21 protein-coding genes are annotated in these 21,985 nt (G+C 61.0%); 14 read left to right on the top strand and 7 right to left on the bottom strand.

What is annotated here, in order from left to right:
- Nucleotides 1-157: 157 nt before the first annotated feature.
- Together GA0061101_RS11510 and GA0061101_RS11505 are read left to right on the top strand one after the other, a co-directional pair.
- Entirely contained in the window at nt 158-2,146 is a 1,989-nt protein-coding gene (locus GA0061101_RS11510; protein WP_245297465.1) for a putative bifunctional diguanylate cyclase/phosphodiesterase, read from the top strand.
- A 40-nt stretch (nt 2,147-2,186) separates the two neighbouring features.
- Nucleotides 2,187-2,573, top strand: coding sequence for an ester cyclase (locus tag GA0061101_RS11505; RefSeq protein WP_037192875.1), 387 nt, complete (start codon nt 2,187-2,189; stop codon nt 2,571-2,573).
- Here GA0061101_RS11505 and GA0061101_RS11500 read toward each other — a convergent pair.
- From GA0061101_RS11500 to GA0061101_RS11480, 5 genes are all read right to left on the bottom strand, one after another.
- Nucleotides 2,568-3,782 (bottom strand): MFS transporter, encoded by a 1,215-nt coding sequence (locus GA0061101_RS11500; protein WP_051963317.1) that lies wholly within the window; start codon nt 3,780-3,782, stop codon nt 2,568-2,570. The genes GA0061101_RS11505 and GA0061101_RS11500 overlap by 6 nt on opposite strands.
- Before the next feature lie 122 nt (nt 3,783-3,904).
- Nucleotides 3,905-6,232 carry a cation:proton antiporter domain-containing protein gene (locus tag GA0061101_RS11495; protein WP_051963315.1) on the bottom strand — a complete coding sequence of 776 codons (2,328 nt, stop codon included), beginning with the start codon at nt 6,230-6,232 and terminating at the stop codon, nt 3,905-3,907.
- A 160-nt stretch (nt 6,233-6,392) separates the two neighbouring features.
- The gene (gene pcaF, locus GA0061101_RS11490) at nt 6,393-7,598 is read right to left on the bottom strand and encodes a 3-oxoadipyl-CoA thiolase (RefSeq protein ID WP_037192873.1); all 1,206 of its coding nucleotides are present in this window, start codon (nt 7,596-7,598) and stop codon (nt 6,393-6,395) included.
- Entirely contained in the window at nt 7,598-8,368 is a 771-nt protein-coding gene (locus GA0061101_RS11485) for a CoA-transferase subunit beta (protein WP_047558896.1), read from the bottom strand. The genes pcaF and GA0061101_RS11485 overlap by 1 nt, the downstream gene beginning before the upstream one ends.
- Nucleotides 8,369-8,378: 10 nt before the next feature.
- Complete coding sequence (locus GA0061101_RS11480) at nt 8,379-9,239, bottom strand: CoA transferase subunit A (RefSeq protein ID WP_037192868.1); 861 nt, start codon at nt 9,237-9,239, stop codon at nt 8,379-8,381.
- Nucleotides 9,240-9,371: 132 nt separating this feature from the next.
- Here GA0061101_RS11480 and GA0061101_RS11475 point away from each other — a divergent pair, with 132 nt between their 5' ends.
- Nucleotides 9,372-10,127 carry an IclR family transcriptional regulator gene (locus GA0061101_RS11475; protein ID WP_037193288.1) on the top strand — a complete coding sequence of 252 codons (756 nt, stop codon included), beginning with the start codon at nt 9,372-9,374 and terminating at the stop codon, nt 10,125-10,127.
- Between the two features lie 88 nt (nt 10,128-10,215).
- Here the strand turns inward: GA0061101_RS11475 and GA0061101_RS11470 are convergent, their stop codons facing one another.
- Nucleotides 10,216-11,103: a helix-turn-helix domain-containing protein gene (locus tag GA0061101_RS11470; protein WP_037192866.1), complete on the bottom strand. Its 888-nt coding sequence runs from the start codon at nt 11,101-11,103 to the stop codon at nt 10,216-10,218.
- A 113-nt stretch (nt 11,104-11,216) separates the two neighbouring features.
- Between GA0061101_RS11470 and pobA the strand changes: the two genes are divergently transcribed.
- Nucleotides 11,217-12,389: a 4-hydroxybenzoate 3-monooxygenase gene (pobA, locus tag GA0061101_RS11465; RefSeq protein WP_037192864.1), complete on the top strand. Its 1,173-nt coding sequence runs from the start codon at nt 11,217-11,219 to the stop codon at nt 12,387-12,389.
- Between the two features lie 7 nt (nt 12,390-12,396).
- On the opposite strand, the gene pcaQ is transcribed toward pobA, so the two are convergent.
- A complete protein-coding gene (gene pcaQ, locus GA0061101_RS11460; RefSeq protein ID WP_037193286.1) occupies nt 12,397-13,323 on the bottom strand; it encodes a pca operon transcription factor PcaQ in 927 nt (308 codons plus the stop codon).
- A gap of 95 nt (nt 13,324-13,418) precedes the next feature.
- Here pcaQ and pcaD point away from each other — a divergent pair, with 95 nt between their 5' ends.
- The 10 genes from pcaD (at nt 13,419) to GA0061101_RS11410 (ending at nt 21,804) form a co-directional block, all read left to right on the top strand.
- On the top strand, nt 13,419-14,228 hold the full coding sequence (gene pcaD / locus GA0061101_RS11455; RefSeq protein ID WP_037192863.1) for a 3-oxoadipate enol-lactonase: 810 nt from the start codon (nt 13,419-13,421) through the stop codon (nt 14,226-14,228).
- Nucleotides 14,225-14,629: a 4-carboxymuconolactone decarboxylase gene (pcaC, locus tag GA0061101_RS11450; RefSeq protein WP_037192861.1), complete on the top strand. Its 405-nt coding sequence runs from the start codon at nt 14,225-14,227 to the stop codon at nt 14,627-14,629. Before pcaD ends, pcaC begins: the two co-directional genes overlap by 4 nt.
- A 12-nt stretch (nt 14,630-14,641) precedes the next feature.
- Nucleotides 14,642-15,391, top strand: coding sequence for a protocatechuate 3,4-dioxygenase subunit beta (gene pcaH, locus GA0061101_RS11445; RefSeq protein WP_037192858.1), 750 nt, complete (start codon nt 14,642-14,644; stop codon nt 15,389-15,391).
- Nucleotides 15,391-16,005, top strand: coding sequence for a protocatechuate 3,4-dioxygenase subunit alpha (gene pcaG, locus GA0061101_RS11440; RefSeq protein ID WP_037192855.1), 615 nt, complete (start codon nt 15,391-15,393; stop codon nt 16,003-16,005). The genes pcaH and pcaG overlap by 1 nt, the downstream gene beginning before the upstream one ends.
- A 3-nt stretch (nt 16,006-16,008) precedes the next feature.
- A complete protein-coding gene (locus GA0061101_RS11435) occupies nt 16,009-17,058 on the top strand; it encodes a 3-carboxy-cis,cis-muconate cycloisomerase (RefSeq protein ID WP_037192853.1) in 1,050 nt (349 codons plus the stop codon).
- A gap of 149 nt (nt 17,059-17,207) precedes the next feature.
- Complete coding sequence (locus GA0061101_RS11430) at nt 17,208-18,380, top strand: ABC transporter substrate-binding protein (RefSeq protein ID WP_037192851.1); 1,173 nt, start codon at nt 17,208-17,210, stop codon at nt 18,378-18,380.
- 96 nt (nt 18,381-18,476) lie between these two features.
- On the top strand, nt 18,477-19,340 hold the full coding sequence (locus tag GA0061101_RS11425; protein WP_037192849.1) for a branched-chain amino acid ABC transporter permease: 864 nt from the start codon (nt 18,477-18,479) through the stop codon (nt 19,338-19,340).
- 1 nt (nt 19,341) lies between these two features.
- Nucleotides 19,342-20,346, top strand: a complete 1,005-nt coding sequence (locus GA0061101_RS11420) for a branched-chain amino acid ABC transporter permease (protein ID WP_037192847.1) — start codon at nt 19,342-19,344, stop codon at nt 20,344-20,346.
- Entirely contained in the window at nt 20,343-21,107 is a 765-nt protein-coding gene (locus GA0061101_RS11415; protein ID WP_037192845.1) for an ABC transporter ATP-binding protein, read from the top strand. Before GA0061101_RS11420 ends, GA0061101_RS11415 begins: the two co-directional genes overlap by 4 nt.
- Entirely contained in the window at nt 21,088-21,804 is a 717-nt protein-coding gene (locus GA0061101_RS11410; RefSeq protein ID WP_037192842.1) for an ABC transporter ATP-binding protein, read from the top strand. Before GA0061101_RS11415 ends, GA0061101_RS11410 begins: the two co-directional genes overlap by 20 nt.
- The last annotated feature ends 181 nt before the right edge of the window (nt 21,805-21,985 follow it).

Genomic DNA, 21,985 nt, shown 5'->3' with positions numbered 1-21,985 from the left:
TTTGAGCGCTATGGTTTTGTTAATTTCGCTGGGTCAACGCTGTCGCTACCAAACGGACTAGATTGGCTGCCAGTCGTGGCGGCCGATTCGTTCCGTCGCGAGACGCAAAGGTCAAGCGGTAGACATGAGGTCTTGGCTAACTCGGGTGATGATGAGCATGCGTCGATTGTGGGGAGGAGGCGATTTTGAGCAGGGAGACGCCCGCCGGTCGAGTCCCCCCACCGGACTTCGCGCGCTCTACAAGGATTACAGCAACGAGGCGCGTCGCGCATTGGCGCGCAGCGGCCTGTGGCTTGCCGTGCCCGTTTATCTTCTTTTCGTGGTCACGGATCTGATCTTTATTCCCGACGTCTCGCACGTGACCATTCCGGCCCGATTCTTCATCGGCGGCGTCTCGCTCCTGGTTCTGGAAATCCAGTTTTCGCTTCAACGTCGCGCGGGAGAGCTGGAGGCGACCTGTGCCGCTGCCGTGGTTTTCGGCTGCATCGTGTGGCTCGTGCCTGCGCTAGGCACCTTCCATGCCGAAGCGTTCTCCTATTATGCCGCGTATGGCGCGATTTTCATGATGGGCGTCAATCTGTTCTTCAGTCTCGAATTCGGCCTTGCGATAGCGTCGTCGGGTCTGATCTTTGTCAGCTTTCTGTTGTCGCTGATCGTCTTTCACTACAGCCCCGCTTACTGCCTGGCTTTCACCACCTTTTACCTTTGCTGCTTCGTTTTCACATCCTATGTGAATTGGAAGTTGAACAAGGAGCGCTTCAATGTCTTCCTCAATGCGAGGGAGGCCGAATTGCAGCAGCGCCAGGCCACCGAGCGCGGTGAAGCCCTTCTGCGCCTGTCCATTACCGATTCCCTCACCGGCATGGAAAACCGAAGGGCCGCCGATATCCGGCTGAAGCAATTTTGGGACCGCTGGCGCGAGGAGAGGGCTGGATTTGCCGTTCTGCTCGTCGACGTCGATTTCTTCAAGAAGTACAACGACTATTATGGTCACCAGGAGGGCGATCATTGCCTCGTCACCGTTGCCAATGCATTGGCGGACATTGTTGCCCCCTTGGGCGCGACCGTCGGGCGATATGGGGGTGAAGAATTTATCGTTATCCTCGATGTGGAGCATGGTGCTGATGCATTGGGCCTGGCGGAAGCCATTTGTCGGGGGATCGAAGCCCTCGACATAGTCCATGCCCAGCGGCTCGACGGTTTTCCGCATGTAACGGTGAGCGTGGGGGCGACTGTCACGAGAGAAATCGCCAGCGCAAAGCTTGAAAACGTCATCAACGAAGCCGATCGGGCACTTTACTCCGCAAAGGCAAGCGGGCGGAACTGTGCCCGGCTGTTTGATCCGAACGAGCTTCCGGGTGGCGATGCCAGCGAAAATATCGCGGCCATACTGAAGATCGCCCTTCCGCAAAACCTCGTCTCCCTCGTCTATCAACCCATCCAGTATCTTGAGACCGGCGAGATAGGCGCTTACGAGGCCTTGATGCGCATGCAATTGCTCGATGGCTCGAGCTCTCCGCCCAGCGTCTTCATTCCCATAGCGGAGCGCACGGGAGCCATCATCGATTTGGGATATTGGGCGATCAGGACGGCATGCCGGGAGTTGCTGTCGCGTGATGTCGTCGAGACCGTGAGCATCAATGTTTCTCCGATCCAGCTGAGGGCCCCAACCTTTGCGGCGCAGGTTGCCGCCATTCTTGCCGAGACGGGCGTTTCGGGACACAGGGTTGCGTTCGAGATTACCGAAGGCGTCGATTTGGAGATACGTCCCGACGTTCTCAGCGGCATCCACGATCTCAAGAAGCTCGGCATCAAATTCTGGCTGGACGATTTCGGGACGGGATTTGCCGGGCTATCCTGGCTTCGCCTGATGGAATTCGAAACCGTCAAGATCGACAAATCGTTCCTCCACGATGCCGTAAACAGCACCAGTGCCAGGGTTCTTCTTGAGGATATCGTCGACTTGGTGCGAAATCGCGGACATAAGATCCTTATCGAAGGTGTCGAGGACGATGAACAGCTCGACCTCGTCAAATCCTTTGGTATCGATGCCGTTCAAGGATACCATATCGGGCGGCCGGCACCGCTGCTGAAGCATTCGATGGCCATGATCGCAGGCCGTCGTCGTCGGCAGCTATCCGCGTAAGTATCGATGCCGCGCCGCAGCGCCAGCGGAGGCAAGGATCATGACGAGCGCAGACCTATCTGACATTTACCGAGGCTATATTGATTGCCTGAACGAACAGGATTGGTCGAATTTGGGTCACTTCGTCCATGAGGACGTTGACTACAACGGCAGCCGCATCGGGTTGTCAGGTTATCGCGAGATGCTCAAGCGAGATTTTCGTGCCATTCCCGATCTTCATTTCGACATCCGCCTGCTGATTTGCGAACCGCCCTGGGTCGCCAGCCGTTTGCATTTCGATTGCACGCCGACGGAGATGCTGTTTGACCTGCCGGTGAACGGAAGGAAAGTGCAGTTTACCGAAAACGTCTTCTACGAGTTCCTGGACGGACGGATCCGTCAGGTTTGGTCGATCATAGACAAGGCTGCTATCGCCGCCCAGCTATAGGGCAATTGCGCTCTTGCGTTCAAGGCGAAGGGCTATGAATCCCGCGATGAAGGCGGCGACGCCGCTTGCGACGATAGGGCCGAAGTAACTGCCGGTACGATCGAAAATGAAGCCCGCGGCAGTGGGGCCGATCAAGGCTGCTATGCCCACCGCCGTATAGAGATATCCGAGGACCGCGCCGATACGACGCGTGCCGAACAGATCGGCTGCGACGGCCGGATACAGGCCGACGCAGCCGCCATAGCTCATGCCGAACGTTAATGCGAACAATGCCAGCTGGATCATGCCCGTTGCCGATGCCCATAGGGCAAACGACCCGGCGACTGCAAATGTCAGCGATGCCAGCAACCGTCGGCGACCGAGGCGATCCCCGAGGCCGGCCAGAAAAAAGCGTCCGATGACATTGCCGACGCCGATAAGGCCGACAAGGGCGGTTCCGTCCTGAATCGAAAGACCCATGTCCTGGGCGGCCGCGACGATATGGACGTAAGGGATGAAGGTGCAGAAGGAGGACAGAATAAGCACGATGTAGAAAAGACAAAATCTGCTGTCGCGCCATAGTGTGAGGGCATCTGCATGGCCGTCACGGACCGAGGGCCGGCTCGTATTGTCACGCCTTTTGCGGATGAACATTGCAGCCGGCAGGGCGAGACCGGCAAAGACACATGCGAGCGCGACGAAACATCCCCGCCAGCCGATCGATGGAAGGGCCTGGCCGACGGCAAAGGGCAGGATCAGCGTACCAAGCCCCAGACCGGCCGTGGCGATACCAGACGCCTGACTTCGTTTGCGGATAAACCAGGACTGCACAACCCCGAGGGCCGGAACATAGGACAGGCCAATCCCAAACCCGACGCCAAAGCCATACCAGATGTAAAGCGACAGAAGGGAGCCGGCGCGACTGGCCCCGATATAGCCGAGGATCATCGCCGCCAACCCCAGCACAACCAGGCTACGCGGTGACCGTCTGTCGGCAAGCGGCCCGGCAATCGCGCCCAGCGAATAGAACAGGAAAGCGGATATGGAAAAGACCAAGGCAGTCTCGCCGCGGGACGCGCTGAATTCGGCAGCAAGCCCTGGGAAGGTAGCGGAGAAGGAATAGGCCGCTCCGAAGGTCACGGCCGTCAGCACATGGGTGGCGGCGACCACCTTCCATCCCTCCCGCGTATCGGCCTCTTCATATTCACGCAAGACGGCAAGTTCGGACATCATCGATCTCGATAGAATTGTGCTGTCACCCAATATGGCTTACGGCACCGCGCGGGAGAAATGAATAGCATTGATGCCCTTCATTGATTCCCTTGATCTATCCCCGCATTCTGCGCACTTGCCTATTCACGGATTGCCTGCGAGGGGGCCACGTCGGTTTCGATGAAGATGCATGACCGGTCCGCCGTTTGCAGCAGCGTATCGGCAACGCTTCCGTAGGAAAGGCTGCCGCTTGCCCGTTTGCTCACCCCGAGCACGATCAAGTTATATTGTCCGCTGCGGGCGTGGCGCAGGATCGACAGCTCCGGCGACGGTCCCTCCTGGACGACCTTCTCGACTTTGACGCCATAGTGGTCCGCAATAGAGCCGACCTTCTTCAAGATATCCCAATGGTCGTCGGGATGATCACTGATGCGCGGGATGGCTCGGGCTTGCCTTGGTTCCACGATCAGCAGCAGCGCGCAATGAGCATTCGCCGCCTTCGCGATCGCGAGCCCGAATTCGGCCGCCCTGACGGAGCGTTCCGTGCCGCTGACCGGGAGCAGGATTCGCAGATCCTGAGGTCGTTCCGAAAGCAAGCCGCGCGCCGTTACGATGGCGGAGGTTCCCGCGAACGCCGATGTCATGACCTGCAGGGAAGCGCTAAATCGGCCATCCTCCCCCATGGACGGCTCGATGCCGGTGAATAGGAGATCATGGCCTGTGCTTGAGATATCGCCAAGCACTGTGTCGAGTTCGCCATCCTTTTCTCGAACCGTGACATGGATATCGCTTTCGGACGCCGTGTCCTTGTCCGTCGGTGCCGTCGAAATGAGATCGGTTGCGCATTTCCGCAGATCATCGGCAGAGGACTTGGCCTGCGAGGTTTTCGATACGGCGGCCGTCGCATCCCTTTCGCTCCTGTCGTCGTCTGCTTCCCGCACGTCGAGAACGGTGACCGGCATCTTGCGCGTCACCGCGAAGAAGGCGGCGAGCCACGTCGCCAGACGGCTGCTTTGCGAACCGTCGATCGTGAGAAGAATGCGTTCGAAATTAGCCAGGAAACTTTCGCTCTCGAACTGCTCTCGCTCCAATCGGTCGCGCTCTTCCTCGCGCAACGGCAGGCGTTTAAGCGCCCAGCGCAGCGTCGGCGGCATGGCCATGGTGGTGATGACGGCCATGGCGACGATGACGGAGAAGAGCTTTTCGTCGAGAACGCCTACGGATAGGCCTATGGTCGCGACGATCACTTCCGTCGACCCCCGCGCATTCATGCCGCAACCGAGTGCCAGGGCTTCCGCCGCCGAATAGCCTCCGATTTTCGCGGCGGCGAAAGCGCCTCCGAATTTGCCGATACTGGCGATGACAACGACGGCGGCCGTCAGCAGCAGGATAGAGGGATCGGCGAGCACGGTCAGATCGGTCTGCAAGCCCGTCAGCCCGAAGAAAACAGGCATGAAGAGCGCCGTCGTCAGCGCGCGCAGCTGAACATCGATCTGGCGCGTGAGGATCGGCGATTCGCCGATCAGAATACCGGCGACAAAGGCGCCGAGGACCGTGTGAACGCCGATGAAGTTGGTGATGATCGCCATCGCGCCCATGATCGCGATGATGGCGCTGAGCACCGGCAGGTCGCTGCGAAAATGGTCGTTGGTCCAGCGGATGATCTCGAATACGACCCGCCTGCCGACCGTGAAGCTGACGGCCATGAAAGCCAGCGTGCCGATGACGCTGGTTGCGAGCGTCGCGAGATCGACGGTTCCCTTCACTGCCAGACCGAACGTCACCGCGATAATGACCCAGCCCACGGTATCGTCGATGATGGCGGAGGCGACGATGAGCTGGCCGACATTGCGACGCATGAAGCCCATCTCGCGAACGACCGTGGCGACGATCTTGACCGAGGAGATCGAAAGGGCCGTTCCGAGGAACAGGGATGTCACGAGCCTTTTCTGGGGATCGGGAAGCAAGGCGTCCGGAATGAACTCGCCCAGCGCAAAGCCCGCCGCAAAGGGGATCACGATCCCCGTCAAGGAGACACCGGCTGCGGATTTGCGCAGGCGCCTGGCCAGACTTAGGTCGGTCTCCATGCCCGCAAGCAGCAGGAGAAAGAGGATGCCGAGCTGGCCGATTGCATCCGTCATGCTCTTCTGCGCGCCGTCCGAAGGAAAAAGGCTCGCTTGCAGATGCGGGAACGCCAGACCGAATAAGGAGGGACCCAGGATGATGCCCGCGATGATCTGACCCATGATCGACGGCTGGCCGATCCGAACCATCAATTCGCCGAGCAGGCGGCCTGAAACCACCAGGACGATGATCTGAACCAGAAACAGCCCTTCGGAAGGATGGGCCGCCTTCTGGCCCTCGGCTGCGAATGCGACCTGCGCAGTCGATAGCGACAGGATGGCGGTGATGAGAATGACGAAGGCGATCGAGAGGGGTAGCTTTGGAAATTTCTGGCGTGACTGCATGGATTGATCCCGCTGAGCAGCAGGAAAAACGCGCCAGAGTGCTTGCCGTTCCCGGCAAGGTTGATAATCGCCGCGTGCCACGAAGCAATCGACGCATGCACCGTGGGCATAAGCTTCGATCCGCCGACCGTGGGGCGGCGGACCTTGGACAACGGGAAAATCAGACGCGTTCGAGCGCGATCGCAATCCCCTGGCCGACGCCGATACACATGGTCGACAGCGAATAGCGGCCGCCGGTTTCCTTCAGTTCGAGGGCGGCGGTGCCGGTGATGCGGGCGCCTGACATGCCGAGCGGATGGCCGAGCGCTATGGCGCCGCCGTTGCGATTGACGCGGGCGTCGTCATCGGCGATGCCGAGCTCGCGCAGGACAGCAAGCCCTTGCGAGGCGAAGGCCTCGTTGAGCTCGATGACGTCGAACTGCTCCTGGCGCATGCCGAGGCGCGCCATCAGCTTGCGGGAGGCAGGAATCGGGCCGATGCCCATGATGCGCGGGGGGACGCCGGCGGCGGCTCCGCCGAGAATACGGGCGATCGGTGTCAGACCGTATTTCTTCACGGCTGCTTCCGAAGCGATGATGAGGGCGGCGGCGCCATCATTGACGCCGGAGGCATTGCCGGCCGTCACGGTGCCGCCTTCCTTCTTGAAGGGCGTCCCAAGCTTGGCAAGCGCCTCGATCGTCGTGGCGCGCGGATGCTCATCCTTGCCGACGACGATCGCGTCGCCCTTGCGCTGCGGGATCGTTACCGGCGTGATCTCCTTGGCAAGCCGGCCGTTTTCCTGGGCTGCTGCAGCTTTTGCCTGCGAGCGAACGGCAAAGGCGTCCTGATCCTCGCGGCTGACCTTGTAGTCCTCGGCGACGTTTTCGCCGGTCTCCGGCATGGAATCGACGCCATATTGCTTCTTCATCAGCGGATTGATGAAGCGCCAGCCGATCGTGGTGTCATAGATCTCGGCATTGCGCGAAAAGGCGCTTTCGGCCTTGGGGATGACGAAGGGCGCGCGCGACATGCTCTCGACGCCGCCGGCGATCATCAGATCGGCCTCGCCGGAGCGGATGGCGCGGGCTGCTGCGATGACGGCGTCCATGCCGGAGCCGCAAAGGCGGTTGATCGTCGTGCCGGAAACAGAAATGGGAAGGCCGGCAAGCAGAAGCGACATGCGGGCAACGTTGCGATTGTCTTCGCCGGCCTGGTTGGCGCAGCCGAAGATCACGTCGTCGACGGCTTCCCAATCGATCGAGCCATTGCGCTCGATCAACGCCTTCAGCGGCACGGCGCCCAGATCATCGGCGCGGACGGAGGAAAGCGATCCGCCAAAGCGGCCGATCGGCGTGCGGATATAGTCACAGATAAAGGCTTCGGTCATCAGGCTGCCTCATGGGCTTTCTTGGTGCGGGCGTTGATGTCGCGCAGGACGGAAAGTTCGGTGTCGGTCGGTGGCGGCGTCTCGATCACCTCATCGGCAAACTTGATCGCCCAGCCGCAATTCTCAATGATCTGCTCGCGGGCAACGCCCTTGTGGATCGACACGACAGTCAACTCCTTGGTCACCGGATCAGGCTCGAGAATGCAGAGATCGGTAATAACCCGAGTCGGGCCTTTCGTCTTCATGCCCAAGCGTTCGCGGTGATTGCCACCTTCGCCATGGCCCATCGAGGTGATGAAGGGCAGCTTTTCGACGAAGCCGCGCTTGGAGAGCGCCATGGTGATGAAGATCTGGCCGCAATTGCTGGCTATTTCCGGTGCGCCGCCGCCGCCCGGAAGACGGACTTTGGGGTGGTCATAAGGGCCGACGACGGTGGTGTTCAGATTGGCGAATTTATCGATCTGCGCGCCGCCGAGGAAGCCTGTCGTGATGTGCCCGCCCTGCAGCCAGTAGCGGAACATCTCCGGCACCGCGACGGTGAAGAGTGCGGTGTCGCAGAGCTCGCCATCGCCGATCGACAAGGGCAGCACATCCGGCTTGGTGCCGACGGTGCCGCTCTCATAGATGAGCGTGATATCAGGCGCATGCGTCAGCCGCGCGACGTTGCAGGCAGCCGATGGCGCGCCGATACCGACGAAGCAGACATCGTCGTTGGTCAGTGCGCGGGCGGCGGCAATGGTCATCATTTCGGTTGGCGTAAAATCGCTCATCTTGACCTCCTCACGCCGACTTGACCGGCTTCTTGCCGGCATATTTGGCGAAATCCTCCGGACCCGCCTTCATCACATGCTCGTCGATCCAGGCCAGGAAGCTGTCGCGATCGCGGGCGATTTCGTCCCAGGCGATGTAGAAGGCGTTGGAACGGGCATAATAGCCCTGCGCATAGGAGGGGAATGCCCCACCGGGCACGAGAGCGACCGCGGTCAACGCCCATGTCGGCAGCACGACCGAGTTCGGCGACGGCGGGTTCAGCTCATCGACGATTTCCTCGACTGTCACGATGGAGCGCTTGGCGGCAAGCACCGCCTCTTTCTGCACGCCGACGATCCCTTCGAGCAGCACATTGCCCTTACGGTCAGCACGCAGCGCGTGGATGATGGCGACATCCGGCCGGATAGCCGGGACGGCAGCCAGCACTTCGCCGGTGAAGGGACAGGTCACGTTTCTGATGTTCGGATTGACCTTCGGCAGGTCGGCGCCGATATAGCCGCGCAGCATCGCAAAGGGCAGGTTTGCCGCGCCCGCCTCATAAGCGTTGGCCATGGCGGCATGCGAATGCTCCTCGATCTCAAGCGGTCGCGGCCACTGGTTCTCGGCGGCATCGCGGAAACGGTGCAGCGAGCCGACGCCGGGATTGCCGCCCCATGAAAATTTCATGCCGCGCGCCGCGCCGACGCCGATCAGCTGATCATAGAGAATATCCGGCGTCATACGGACCAGATAGAGGTCTTTCTTGCCCTGTCGGATGACTTCGTGGCCGGCGGCATAGGGAATGAGATGGGTGAACCCCTCCATGGCGACCGTATCGCCATCATGCACATTCTCTGCCACCGCCTGCGAAAGCGATAGGATCTTCGCCATAGGGCCTCCTCAACAAATGCTGTCCTGCGGGCGTCAATAAGCGCCTTTGGCCTGACATCGTCAATAAATTTGTGCGTTATTTGACATTTGTTCATATATCGCACAAAAATGGTCGAAAATTTGGAGTGAATGATGCGAGAGACGGATTTCGTCAGCGGCTTTGCCAAGGGCTTGAAAGTCATCGAAGCCTTCGGGGAGACGCGGCAGCGTCTGACGATCGCCGAAGCATCGAAACTGACCGGGCTCGACCGCGCCACCGTGCGCCGCTCGCTGCTGACGCTCTCCGAGCTCGGCTATGCCGTTTACGACGGAAAATTCTTCACCCTGACGCCGAAGGTCCTGCGGCTCGGTCACGCCTATCTAGCGGCGACGCCCCTGCCGATCATCATCCAGCCTCATCTCGATCAGCTCTCCGAGCGGGCAAGCCAGAATGCCTCGGCCTCGGTGCTCGACGGCACCGAAGTCGTTTATATCGCCCGCGCCTCACAGCGCCGGGTGATGTCCATCAACCTGACGCCCGGCAGCCGCCTTCCGGCCTTCTGTGCCTCGATGGGCCGCGTCCTGCTCGCCGCCCTGCCGGAAAGCGAAGCGCGCTCCGTCCTCGCGAGGACCGATCTCAGGGCGAACACGCCGAACACCAAGACCGATCCGGAAGACTTGATGGCCGAATTTCGCCGGGTGAGGGCGCAGGGCTATGCCGTCATCGACCAGGAGCTGGAAATAGGCCTTTGCTCCATCGCCGTCCCGGTCGAAAACGATCGGGGCCAGACCGTGGCGGCCATCAATATCGGCGCCCCGGCCGCCTATGTCGCCGCCGCCGACATGGTGGAGCGCTTTCTGCCATTGCTGAAAGAAACGCAGAAGGCGTTGAGGCTGGTGCTTCCGTAACCTTCACGCTCCTCCGGGCCATCCTCGTCCTTCGAGGGTGGATGGCTGGCCATTATTTTCCGCCCATCGGCATAGGCGATTATCTTGCTCACATCCCAAGCTTCGCCCGCTCGGCAATGCGCCAGGCGCGCGGTGTCTCGCCGGTCTGTTTTACGAAGAATCTCGAGAAATAAGCGGGGTCGGCGAAGCCGAGGCGATAGCTGATTTCCTGGACGGTCGCGAAGGTGAAGACCAGCTCGCGCTTGGCTTCATCCAGCAGCTTGCGCGTGATCAGCTCGTGGGCGCCGTGGCCGGTCTTGCTGCGCACGATGCGGCTGAGATGGGCTGGCGAGATGCCGAGGCTTTCGGCATAGAAGGCGGCCGGCTTGTGCGAGCGGAAATGGCGCTGGATAAGGCCCTGCAGCATTTCCGTCCGCCGCTCGCTCTCGTCGCCGAGACTGGACCCCTCATCCGTCTTTTGGGCGATGCGCGCCGTCAGCAGGACTGCCGAGGTGAGATAGGCTTCGAGCAGATCGTTGCGGCCGTTGCGATGGCTGGCAAATTCCTCGCCGAGCCGCCGCAAGGTGCGCGCAACATAGGCGGCATCCTCATCGTCGGTATCGAGCAAGGTCAGATGCGGGTCGGCGAGCCACGACCCCAGCCGGCTGCGGTCGCCGGGGGCGGCTTTCAGGTGCGAGATCAGCACGGTGATGACGAAGCCGTCTATGTCTTTGGAGAACCGGAAGCCGTGATTGAGGCGTGGCGGCACGGTGATGATGGCGGGCGGCGTGATGGGATGGGCAATTCCATCGAAGATCGCGTCGCCCGAGCCGGCGTCTATGTACAAGATCTGAAAGAAGCTCTCGTGCCGATGCGGGCGAATCTCCCAGTGATGGAGGCTGCTGCGCGAGGGAATCGTCTCACAATGCAGCCAGAAATCCGGCTTTTGGCCGGTATTTTCGCCGTAGAGCTCATAGGTCGGCACGGCCCTCGTCATGGTTCTTCTCCTCCACCATGTTCGGTTTGTGCAATTTCTTGACCGAAATGTCCATTGCGAGCCTGCTGCCAGCCGGACAGACTTAGGCAAAAGACCGTGCATGGGAGGAAACGATGCGCACCCAAGTCGCCATTATCGGGTCAGGGCCATCCGGTCTGCTGCTCGGCCAGCTGCTGACGGAAGCCGGGATCGACAATGTCATTCTCGACCGCGTCGGCAAGGACTATATCCTCGGCCGCGTCCGCGCCGGCGTGCTGGAGGAAGGCACCGTTTCGCTGATGGACAAGGCGAAATCCAGCGCGCGCCTGCATGCAGAGGGCCTGCCGCATGACGGCTTCTCGCTCGCCTTCAACGGTCGCGATCATCGCATCGACCTTCATGGGCTCACAGGCGGCAGGCGCGTTCTCATCTACGGCCAGACGGAGATGACCCGAGATCTGATGGCCCATCGCGAGCAAAGCGGCGCTCAGACCATCTACAATGCGGCCAATGTTCAGCCACACGGTTTTGATGGCGATACGCCTTATCTGACTTATGACAAGGACGGCATTTCCCATCGCATCAATTGCGATTTCATTGCTGGCTGCGACGGCTTTCACGGTGTCAGCCGCAAGTCCGTTCCGGAAAAATCGATCCGCAGTTTCGAGAAGGTCTATCCCTTCGGCTGGCTCGGCGTGTTGGCCGAAGTAGCGCCGGTCAATCACGAATTGATCTATGCCAATCATCCGCGCGGCTTTGCCCTATGCTCGATGCGTTCCATGACGCGCAGCCGCTATTACATCCAGTGCCCACTCGACGAGAAGGTCGAGGACTGGAGCGACGATCGCTTCTGGGACGAATTGCGCCGCCGTTTGCCGGCTCATCATGCCGAAGCCCTGGTCACGGCGGCGTCCTTCGAGAAATCGATCGCGCCTCTGCGTTCCTTCGTGGCCGAACCGATGCGCTTCGGCCGGCTCTTCCTCGTCGGCGATGCCGCCCATATCGTTCCGCCGACCGGTGCCAAAGGGCTCAATCTGGCGGCGAGTGACGTGTATTATCTGTTCTCGGGACTTGCCGAGCATTATCAGGTTCACTCGGACGCCGGACTGGAGGCCTATTCCGCTCGCGCGCTTGCCCGGGTCTGGAAAGCCGTGCGCTTTTCCTGGTGGATGACGACGATGCTGCATCGTTTTCCCGATACCAGCGACTTCGACCAGAAGATCCAGGAGGCCGAACTCGATTATCTCACCCATTCCCGCGCTGCTTCGACCGCGCTTGCGGAGAATTATGTCGGTCTTCCGTTCTGAGCCGATTCTAGAGCTTCTTGGCGACCTCGTTCGCCGCCTCGCGGATCGTCTGCATTAGGATAGACAGTGGCAGGGTGGGGACGGCGTCGGTACGCACAGTCAATCCGACCGGCCCTTTCGTCTCGCTGGTATCGATCGGCAGCAGCGCCAGCAGACCGTCATCGACATCACCCGCGACGACGCCGGCCGAAATGATCCAGATGGCGTCGCTGGCCCGAACGAAGGCGCGGCCGAAGGAGTCGGACACGGTCTCGATCTGGTTGGGCAGGCGGCCGGCGCCATTGGCGATGAGGAAGCTCTCGACGAAGGGGCGGATGATCGAGCCTCGCGTGGGCATCAGGATCGTATAGCGGCTGAGATCGGAAAACACCGATTGCTTTGCCGAAAGCAGCGGGTGACCAGCCCTGACGGCAAAGACCACTTGCTCGGAGTAGAGATGCTCGAAGGAGAAACCGGCCATATTGTCCGGGCTTGCCAGCCGACCGACCACGAGGTCGAGATCGCCGATGCGCAACTGCTCCAGCAATACGGCGTTCTCGCCGGTGACGATCTTGATGCGGCTCCAGGTCTCCTCGCGGAGAAACAATTCCATCGCCCTTGGCATGATCCGTGTCGACACCGTCGGCAGCGCGCCGATGCGGATCGGCGGCGCCTCGCCGGAGCGCTCCTGCGATACGGAATCCAGCCCCTGTCTTAAGGCCGAGAGTGCTGCGCCGGCGTGGCGGAGAAACACTTCACCGTAGCGGGTGATGCGAATGCCGCGCCCGTCGCGCTCGAAGACGGAGACGCCAAGCGCCTCCTCCAGCTCGCGGATCGTTTTTGTCACCGCCGGTTGGCTTATATGGAGGAGCCCCGCCGCCTTGATCACGCTTTTCTGGCGCGCAACCTCGACAAAGGTCTGCAGATGGCGGAATTTGATGCGGGCGTCGAGCATGCTCATTCATAACCCAGGAGTTATCGTAGAGCAAAGAAATATCATTTTACCTAACCGGATTATAGTTCCAATCTCGCGCTCGAGGAGATTTTCCAGTGCAGTTTGCCCGCATCAATGACGTCACGATCCACTATCAGATCATCGGCGGATCGCCCGACAAGCCGGTTCTTGTCTTTGCCAATTCGCTTGGCACCGACTTCCGGATCTGGCGCGACGTGATCGTGCGCCTGGCCGGCGATTTCGCGATCGTACTCTACGACAAGCGCGGCCACGGCCTGTCCGATCTCGGCCAGATGCCCTATTCGATCGAGGATCATGCCACCGATCTTGCCGGCCTGCTCGATTTCCTCTCGGTCAAGGATGCCGTCATTTGCGGTCTTTCCGTCGGCGGGCTGATCGCCCAGTCGCTCTATCAGCGGCGGCCGGATCTCGTGCGGGCCTTGATCCTGTGCGACACGGCCCCCAAGATCGGTACGGCCGACAGCTGGAACGCCCGCATCGCGCAGGTCGAGGCCGCGGGCATCGAATCGATCGTCGATGCGATCATGGAGCGCTGGTTCACGCCGGCTTTCCGCCGCCCGGAAAACACTGCCTTCGGCGGCTATTGCAACATGCTGATCCGTCAGCCGGTGGCGGGCTACACCGCAACATGCGCCGCCCTTCGCGACGCCGATCTGACCGAGACGGCAAAAAGGATAGCGGTTCCGACCATCTGCATCGTCGGCGATCAGGATGGTTCCACGCCGCCCGAGCTGGTACTTTCGACGGCCAAGCTCATTCCAAATGCGCGCTATGAAGTCATCAAGGACGCCGGCCATATCCCCTGCGTCGAACAACCCGAGGCGTTGACCGAAGTCATTCGTGCCTTCATCGACGTCGTTTTGCGTGGAGAACAAGCCCCATGAATGACCCCACCACGCCATCCGAGCGCTATCTGCAGGGCATGGCGACGAGACGAGCGGTGCTCGGCAACGGCCATGTCGATCGTGCCCAGCAGGGAGTGACGGAGTTCGACCGGCCTTTTCAGGAGTTGATCACCGAAGCGGCCTGGGGCCACGTTTGGTCGCGCCCGACGCTCAGCCGGCGCGAACGCTCCATCGTGACAATCGCCCTGCTGGCGGCGCTCGGCCAGGACGAAGAGGTCGCGATGCATGTGCGCGCCACCAGCAATACCGGCGCGACGCGCGACGATATCCGCGAGGCGCTTTTGCATGTGGCAATCTATGCCGGCGTGCCGGCGGCCAACCATGCGATCAAGATCGCCAAGCAGGTTTTTGAACAGATGGACGCCGAAAGGGCGGCTTGAAGCGAGGCAGACATGTCCGACAGAACCAACAGCAAGCCCGAAACGGGCGCCTTCTTTGCCAGGGATCGCGCCTGGCATCCGCCGGCCTTTGCGCCCGGCTATAAGACTTCCGTGCTGCGTTCGCCGCAGCGCGCATTGCTTTCGCTCGACGGCACGATCTCTGAAATCACCGGACCGGTCTTCGGCCACTCCATTATAGGCGAGCTGGACAACGACCTGATCCATAATTTTGCCAAGCACGGCGAAAGCGCGATCGGCGAGCGCATCATCGTCCATGGCCGCGTGCTCGACGAGCGTGGCCGGCCGGTGCCGGGCGTGCTGCTCGAATTCTGGCAGGCCAATGCCGGCGGGCGCTATCGCCACAAGAAGGAAACCTATCTCGCCGCCATCGATCCGAACTTCGGCGGCTGCGGCCGCGCGATCACCGATGACGAAGGCCACTATGCCTTCCGCACGGTCCGGCCAGGCGCCTATCCCTGGCCGAACGGCGTCAACGACTGGCGCCCGGCTCATATTCATTTCTCCGTTTTCGGCCATGGCTTTGCCCAGCGACTGATCACGCAGATGTATTTCGAGGGCGATCCGATGATCTGGAAATGTCCGATCGTCGGCACGATCCCTGACAAGCAAGCCATCGAGCAGCTGATCGCACCGCTCGACTGGGGCAATACGATCCCGATGGATGCGCGCGCCTACAAGTTCGATATCGTGTTGCGCGGTCGTCGCTCGACCCTGTTCGAAAACCGGCTGGAGGGCAACTGATGGTACAAGAACTCGGCTATCTGAAGGAAACACCTTCGCAGACGGCAGGCCCTTACGTCCATATCGGCCTCACGCCGAACTACAGCGAAATAGGCGGCGTCTATGACGCGGATCTCGGTGCCTCCATGGTCAATGACAAGACGCATGGCGAGCGCATCACGGTGACGGGCCGCATCCTCGATGGCGCCGGCGGGCTGGTCAGGGACGCGGTCATCGAGATCTGGCAGGCCGACAGTGCCGGACTTTACAATAGTCCTTCGGAACTGCGCGGCACGGCCGATCCGAATTTCACCGGCTGGGGTCGTTGTCCGACGAGTTCGGACGATGGGATTTTCCGTTTCGAAACGATCAAGCCCGGTCGCGTTCCCTTCAAGGACGGACGCAAGATGGCGCCGCACATCACATTCTGGATCGTGGCGCGCGGCATCAATATCGGCCTGCATACGCGCATGTATTTTCCTGAAGAGACGAGCGCCAACGCCGAGGATCCCTTGCTTGCCCGCATCGAACACAAGGATCGCCTGGCGACGCTCGTCGCCACCAAGGAGGGTTCGGTCTATACCTTCGATGTGCATTTGCAGGGAGACAGGGAAACGGTTTTCCTCGATATATAGGCTATGAGCATTTCTCCCTTCGATCACCCTTTTCTGTCCGGCCTCCTCGGTGACGCGGAGATTTCGGATTATTTTTCGGCCACGGCCGACATCCGCGCCATGCTTGACTTCGAAGCGGCGCTTGCCAGGGTGGAAGCGCAGCATGGGTTGATCCCGCAGGCATCCGCGCGGCGTATCGAGGAGATCTGCGCCAGTTTCGAGCCCGATCTCTCGAGCCTGAAGGCTGCAACGGCAACGGACGGGGTTGTCGTGCCTGATCTCGTCAAGCAGCTGCGCAAAGCCGTCGGCGAGGATGCCGGTACTCATGTCCATTTCGGCGCCACCAGCCAGGACGTCATCGATACCAGCCTGATGATGCGCCTGAAGGCGGTGGCCTTCCTCTTGAGCGGCCGCCTTTTTACCGTCTCTGCAGGACTTCAAAAGCTTGACAAGCAGTTCGGTTCGAACAGGCTCATGGGCCGTACTCGCATGCAGGCCGCAATCCCGATTACCGTATCCGACCGGCTGCGTGCCTGGCGCCATCCGCTTGAACAATATCGGGACCGGCTGACGCAGGAGAGCTTCGCCCTGCAATTCGGCGGTGCGGCCGGCACGCTGGAAAAGTTCGGGCCGAGGGCGGAAGACATCCGTGCCTCGCTGGCGCAGGCGCTCGGTCTGACGGATGAGCCGCAATGGCAGAGCCAGCGTGGGCGCATCGCCGAACTGGCCGGGCTGCTGTCGATGATCTCGGGCAGTCTCGGCAAGATCGGTCAGGACGTCGCGCTTCTGGCACAGGCCGGCGATGAGATCGAGCTTGCCGGCGGCGGCGGCTCCTCCGCCATGCCGCACAAGCAGAATCCGGTTGCGGCGGAGATGCTGGTGACGCTCGCTCGCTTCAACGCGGTCCAACTCTCCGGTATCCATCAGTCGCTTGTTCATGAACAGGAGCGTTCCGGGGCCGCCTGGACGTTGGAGTGGCTCCTGTTGCCCCAAATGGCGGTGGCGACGGCTGCGTCGCTACGCCACGCGCTGGAGCTGATCGGTATGATCAAGCGGTTGGGGACGGCAGCATGAGCGAGGTATTGGCCTTCAATCATAACCCATGAATTATGGGTTATGATATTTATTTCATTTTACATCACTATTTCCTATGAGAAATTGGCGATGATCGAGATTTGAAGATCAGGGGCGGCTCGGAATCCGCGCCGCCGGGAGGAGAAAGAATGAAACGGTTTGTCTTGGCCGCCATCGCGGCCGTTGCCCTTGGCGGCGCTGCCTATGCCGATACCATCAAGGTCGGGGTCATCGGACCCTTTTCGGGGCCGTTTGCGCTGCAGGGAAAGAATTTCAAGGCCGGCATCGATGCCTATATGGCTGTCAATGGCAAGAAGGTCGGCAATGATGAGGTGGAGGTGATCTACCGCGACGTGCCGCAGGCCGATCCCGCGCAATCGAAGGCGCTGGCCCAGGAACTGGTCGTCAAGGAGCATGTGCAGTACCTCGCCGGTTTCTATTTCACCCCGGACGCCATGGCGGTGACGCCGATCCTCAAGCAGGCCAATGTGCCGATGGTGATCTTCAACGCCGCGACATCGGCGATTGTCACCAAGAGCCCGCTTGTCGTTCGTACCTCTTTCACAACCTGGCAAACATCGACCCCGATCGCCAAGGTCGCCTATGACGCCGGCGTCAAGAAGGTCATCTCCGTCGTCAGCGATTACGGCCCCGGCGTCGATGCCGAAAATGCCTTCAAGGCCGGTTTCGAGAAGCAGGGTGGCGAAGTGGTGCAGGCCATACGCATGCCGCTGTCGACCAATGACTTTAGCCCGATCATGCAGCGCATCAAGGATTCAGGCGCGCAGGGCGTCTTCGCCTTCCTGCCCTCCGGCCCGACGACGCTCGGCTTCGTCAAGGCCTATAATGAAAACGGCCTGAAGACGGCCGGCATCAAGCTGTTCGCCCCAGGTGACCTGACGCAGGAATCCGACCTGCCGGCGCTTGGCGATGCGGCCCTCGGCATGCAGACGACGTTCCATTATGCGATTTCGCACGATTCCCCTGAAAACAAGGCTTTCGTCGCGGCTGGCGACAAGGCGATCGGCAATCCAGCCGAATTGACCTTCCCGGCCGTCGGCGCCTTTGACGGCATGCATGTCATCTACAAGATGATCGAGGCGACCGGCGGCAAGCAGGATGCGCAGAAGGCTGTCGATGCCGTGAAGGGTCTTTCCTGGGTCAGCCCCCGCGGTCCGGTCACCATCGATCCCGAAAGCCGTCACATCACGCAGAACATCTATCTGCGCGAGGTCACCAAGGGCGATGACGGCAAGTACTACAACAAGGAGATTCAGACCTTCGAAAAGCAGGGCGATCCCGGCCTCGCGGCAGCGAAGTAGGACGCTCTAACCGATAGCTCCTATCTGAGCAGAATTGGTTTCCGCTCAGATAGAGACCCAAAGGTCGGCGCCGCAATAACCGGACCAGTGATTTCAATGCAAACCGTGCTCAGCATAGCAGTCGATGCCCTCGCTTACGGCATGGTGCTGTTCGTGATCTCCATCGGCCTCTCCGTCACCATGGGGTTGATGCGCGTCGTCAATCTGGCCCATGGCGCCTTCGCCATGATCGGCGGTTATATCGCCTCCTATGCGGCGCACGATCTGGGATTGGGTTATGCCGCTGCCGTCTTGCTGGCCGTAATCGGCACGGTGATTATTTCCATCCCGATCGAGCGACTGCTTTACCGGCGTATCTACGGTGCGCCGGAACTGACACAGGTGCTGATGACGATCGGCATCACCTTCTGCATCATCGGCATCGCCAACTATGTCTTCGGCCCGACCTTGAAGACCATACCTTTGCCCGGCAGCCTGCAAGGCTCTGTCGACCTCGGTTTCCGCACCATCGGGACGCATCGCATTTTCGCAATCGTCTGCGGTCTTATCGTCGCTCTGGCGCTCTGGTACACGATCGAGAAGACGTCTTTCGGCGTCAAGCTGCGCGCCTCGGTCGACAATGCCTCGATGGCGGCGGCTCTCGGGGTGAGGACCGAGATCGTCTATGCGGTCAGTTTCGCCATAGCCGTCGGGCTTGCCGCCTTTGGCGGTGTGGTGGGCGCCGAATTGCTGCCCGTCGAGCCCTATTATGCCCTGCGTTACATGGTGACTTTCCTTGTCGTCGTCTCGGTCGGCGGCGCTGGCTCCATCTCCGGCGCGTTGCTTGCCTGTCTCGTCCTCGGCTGCATTGATACGACCGGCCGCTACCTTATGCCCGAGTATGGCGACTTCTTCTTCTATCTGGCCGTCATTGCTATCGTCTGCGTCTTCCCGCGCGGTTTTGCCGGGAGGATGAAGTAAGATGGCGCTGACACTGGAAAAAGAGGCCACCCCCGCCGTGACCAGACATCGTACTGTTGGACAGGATATGATTGCGGTCGCTGTTATCGTAGTGCTGGCCGCCGTCGGCTACATCCTGTTTCCGGACAATCTCGCGCTTCTGACGCGCCTGATCGCCATTGGGCTTCTGGTTCTGTCGCTCGATCTGGTCACCGGCTATTGCGGTGTGGCGACGCTCGGTCACGCGGCCCTCTTCGGCGCCGGCGCCTATGCCGCCGGCATCGCGTCTGCGCATTACGGCATCAACGATCCCCTGCTGATGACGCTTGCCGGCATCCTGGGCGGCGCGGTCGCTGGCTTGGTCTGTTCCATCGTCATTCTGCGAGCCCATGGCCTGCCGCAGCTCGTGCTGTCGATCGCGCTGATCTACCTCTTCCATGAATTCGCCAACAAGGCCTCGAGCTGGACCGGCGGCAGCGACGGCCTGTCGGGCATTTCCCCGGACCCGCTGTTCGGCAGTTTCGAATTCGATCTCTATGGGCATACGGCCTACATCTATGGCGTCGGATTGCTGCTGATCGTGCTCGTGCTGCTGCGCTTTCTCGTGCGCTCACCGTTCGGCATGCTCTGTCGCGGCATCCGGCAGGATCCCTTGCGTATTCGCGCCATGGGCGCCTCGCCGAAGGCGGCATTGATCAAGATGTATGTGATTTCCGGCGCCGTTGCCGGTGTCGGCGGCGCATTGAACGCGATTTCGACGCAGGTGGTTGGTCTCGACAGCCTGTCCTTCACGCAGTCGGCCGAGGCGCTCGTCATGCTCGTGCTAGGCGGCACCGGATCGCTGTTCGGCGCGCTTGTCGGCACGCTGATCTTCATGCTCTTCGAAGACTATATCTCGGCCGCCAATCCCTTCCATTGGCTGACGATCGTCGGCGCACTGCTGATCCTCGTCGTTCTCTTCGCGCCTAAGGGCATTTACGGCACGGCCGCCGCCTATGTCGCTCGCCGTAGGGAGGCGCGGTTATGAACGCGATTTTCGAGGTCACAAATCTGAGGAAGGCTTTCGGCGGCTTGACTGTCACCAATGACGTCAGCCTGTCCATGGCGCCGGGGGATCGCGTCGCGCTGATCGGCCCGAACGGCGCCGGCAAGACCAGCTTCGTCAATCTCGTCACCGGCAATCTGCGGCCGGATGCCGGTGAGATCCATATCGCCGGTCACAACGTCAACCGGATCGACGCCATCGGCCGGGTCCGGCGCGGATTGGTGCGCTCGTTCCAGGTGACCCGGCTGTTTCAGGACATGACCCCGGCCGAACATATCGGCATGGCGGTCCTGCAGCGGACGGGTCGCTCCGGCCGCATGTTCGGCAACTTCCTTGCCATGCGCGACGTCATGGCCGAGACGGAAGAACTGCTCGGCACGCTCGGTCTTGCCGGCCTGGCGCATCGCAAGGTCAGCGAGATTGCCTATGGCCAGCAGCGGCTCCTTGAGATCGCTGTCGCCATGGCCCTGAAGCCTAAGGTGTTGCTGCTCGACGAGCCTGCCGCCGGCGTGCCGCAAAGCGATACCGGCCGCATCGAGCAGGCGCTTGCCGATTTGCCGCCCGATCTCGCCGTGCTGATGATCGAGCATGACATGGATCTGGTTTTCCGGTTCGCCAAGCGCGTGGTGGTACTCGCCGCCGGCACCATCATTTTTGACGGTTCGCCGAAAGACGTGACGCAGGATGCGCGTGTGCGCGAAGCCTATCTCGGGAGCTATGCCCATGCCCGCCACGCCGCTTGAAGTGGAAAATCTGTCGGCCGGCTATGGACCGACACGGGTGCTTGAAGGTGTTTCCTTTTCCGTGCCGGCCGGCGGCAGGCTTGCCGTGCTCGGCCGCAACGGCATGGGCAAGAGCACGCTGCTGGCAACGCTTGCCGGCCAGACGCGCCGTTACGATGGCCACATCCGACTGGGTTCGGCCGAGATTGCCGGGCTGCCGAGCGCCAAACGAGCCCATCAGGGTCTCGGCTATGTGCCGCAGACGCGCGATGTCTTCCCGACGCTGACGGTGGAGGAAAACCTCTCCGTTGGGCTGAAGGGGCGGCCCAAAAGCGCGATACAGGAAGCCTACGACATGTTTCCGCGCCTGAAGGAGCGGCGCAAGAACCTCGGTGGTCAGCTGTCCGGCGGCGAGCAGCAGATGCTGTCGACTGCCCGCACGATCCTCGGCCGCCCCTCCGTCCTGCTTCTGGACGAGCCGCTGGAAGGGCTTGCGCCCGTCATCTGCGAGGAACTGATGACGGCGTTCGCCGAGCTCGCCAAAACAGGCGACATGACTATTCTTCTGGTGGAGCAGCGCATTCAAAGCGCGCTCGATTTCGCGAGCGACGTCATCATTCTGGAGCGCGGCCGCCTTGCCTGGAAGGGGACGCCCGAGGCCCTTGCTCAGGATCACCAAGCCGTCGAGCGCTTCCTCGGCGTCGGCGGATTGCACTAGCGCATCCGCTTTTAGGACATGCGTCAACGGTGGCGCGGCTTTACAATGCAATTGAACGACCTCTTGCGTGTCAGTTGACACGCTGGACATGGCCGTGTCCGAGCAGGCGTAGCTTCTTGCCGCAGATTATCAGCGATTACCACATCGCACGGTGTTGAAGCTGAGCGTCGCTTGATCAATT

The sequence above is a fragment of the Martinezella lusitana genome (assembly GCF_900094565.1).
Classification (GTDB): Bacteria; Pseudomonadota; Alphaproteobacteria; order Rhizobiales; family Rhizobiaceae; genus Rhizobium; species Rhizobium lusitanum.
The sequence above is the reverse complement of the archived record's forward strand: the minus strand, read 5'-3'. Positions and strand labels throughout refer to the sequence as shown.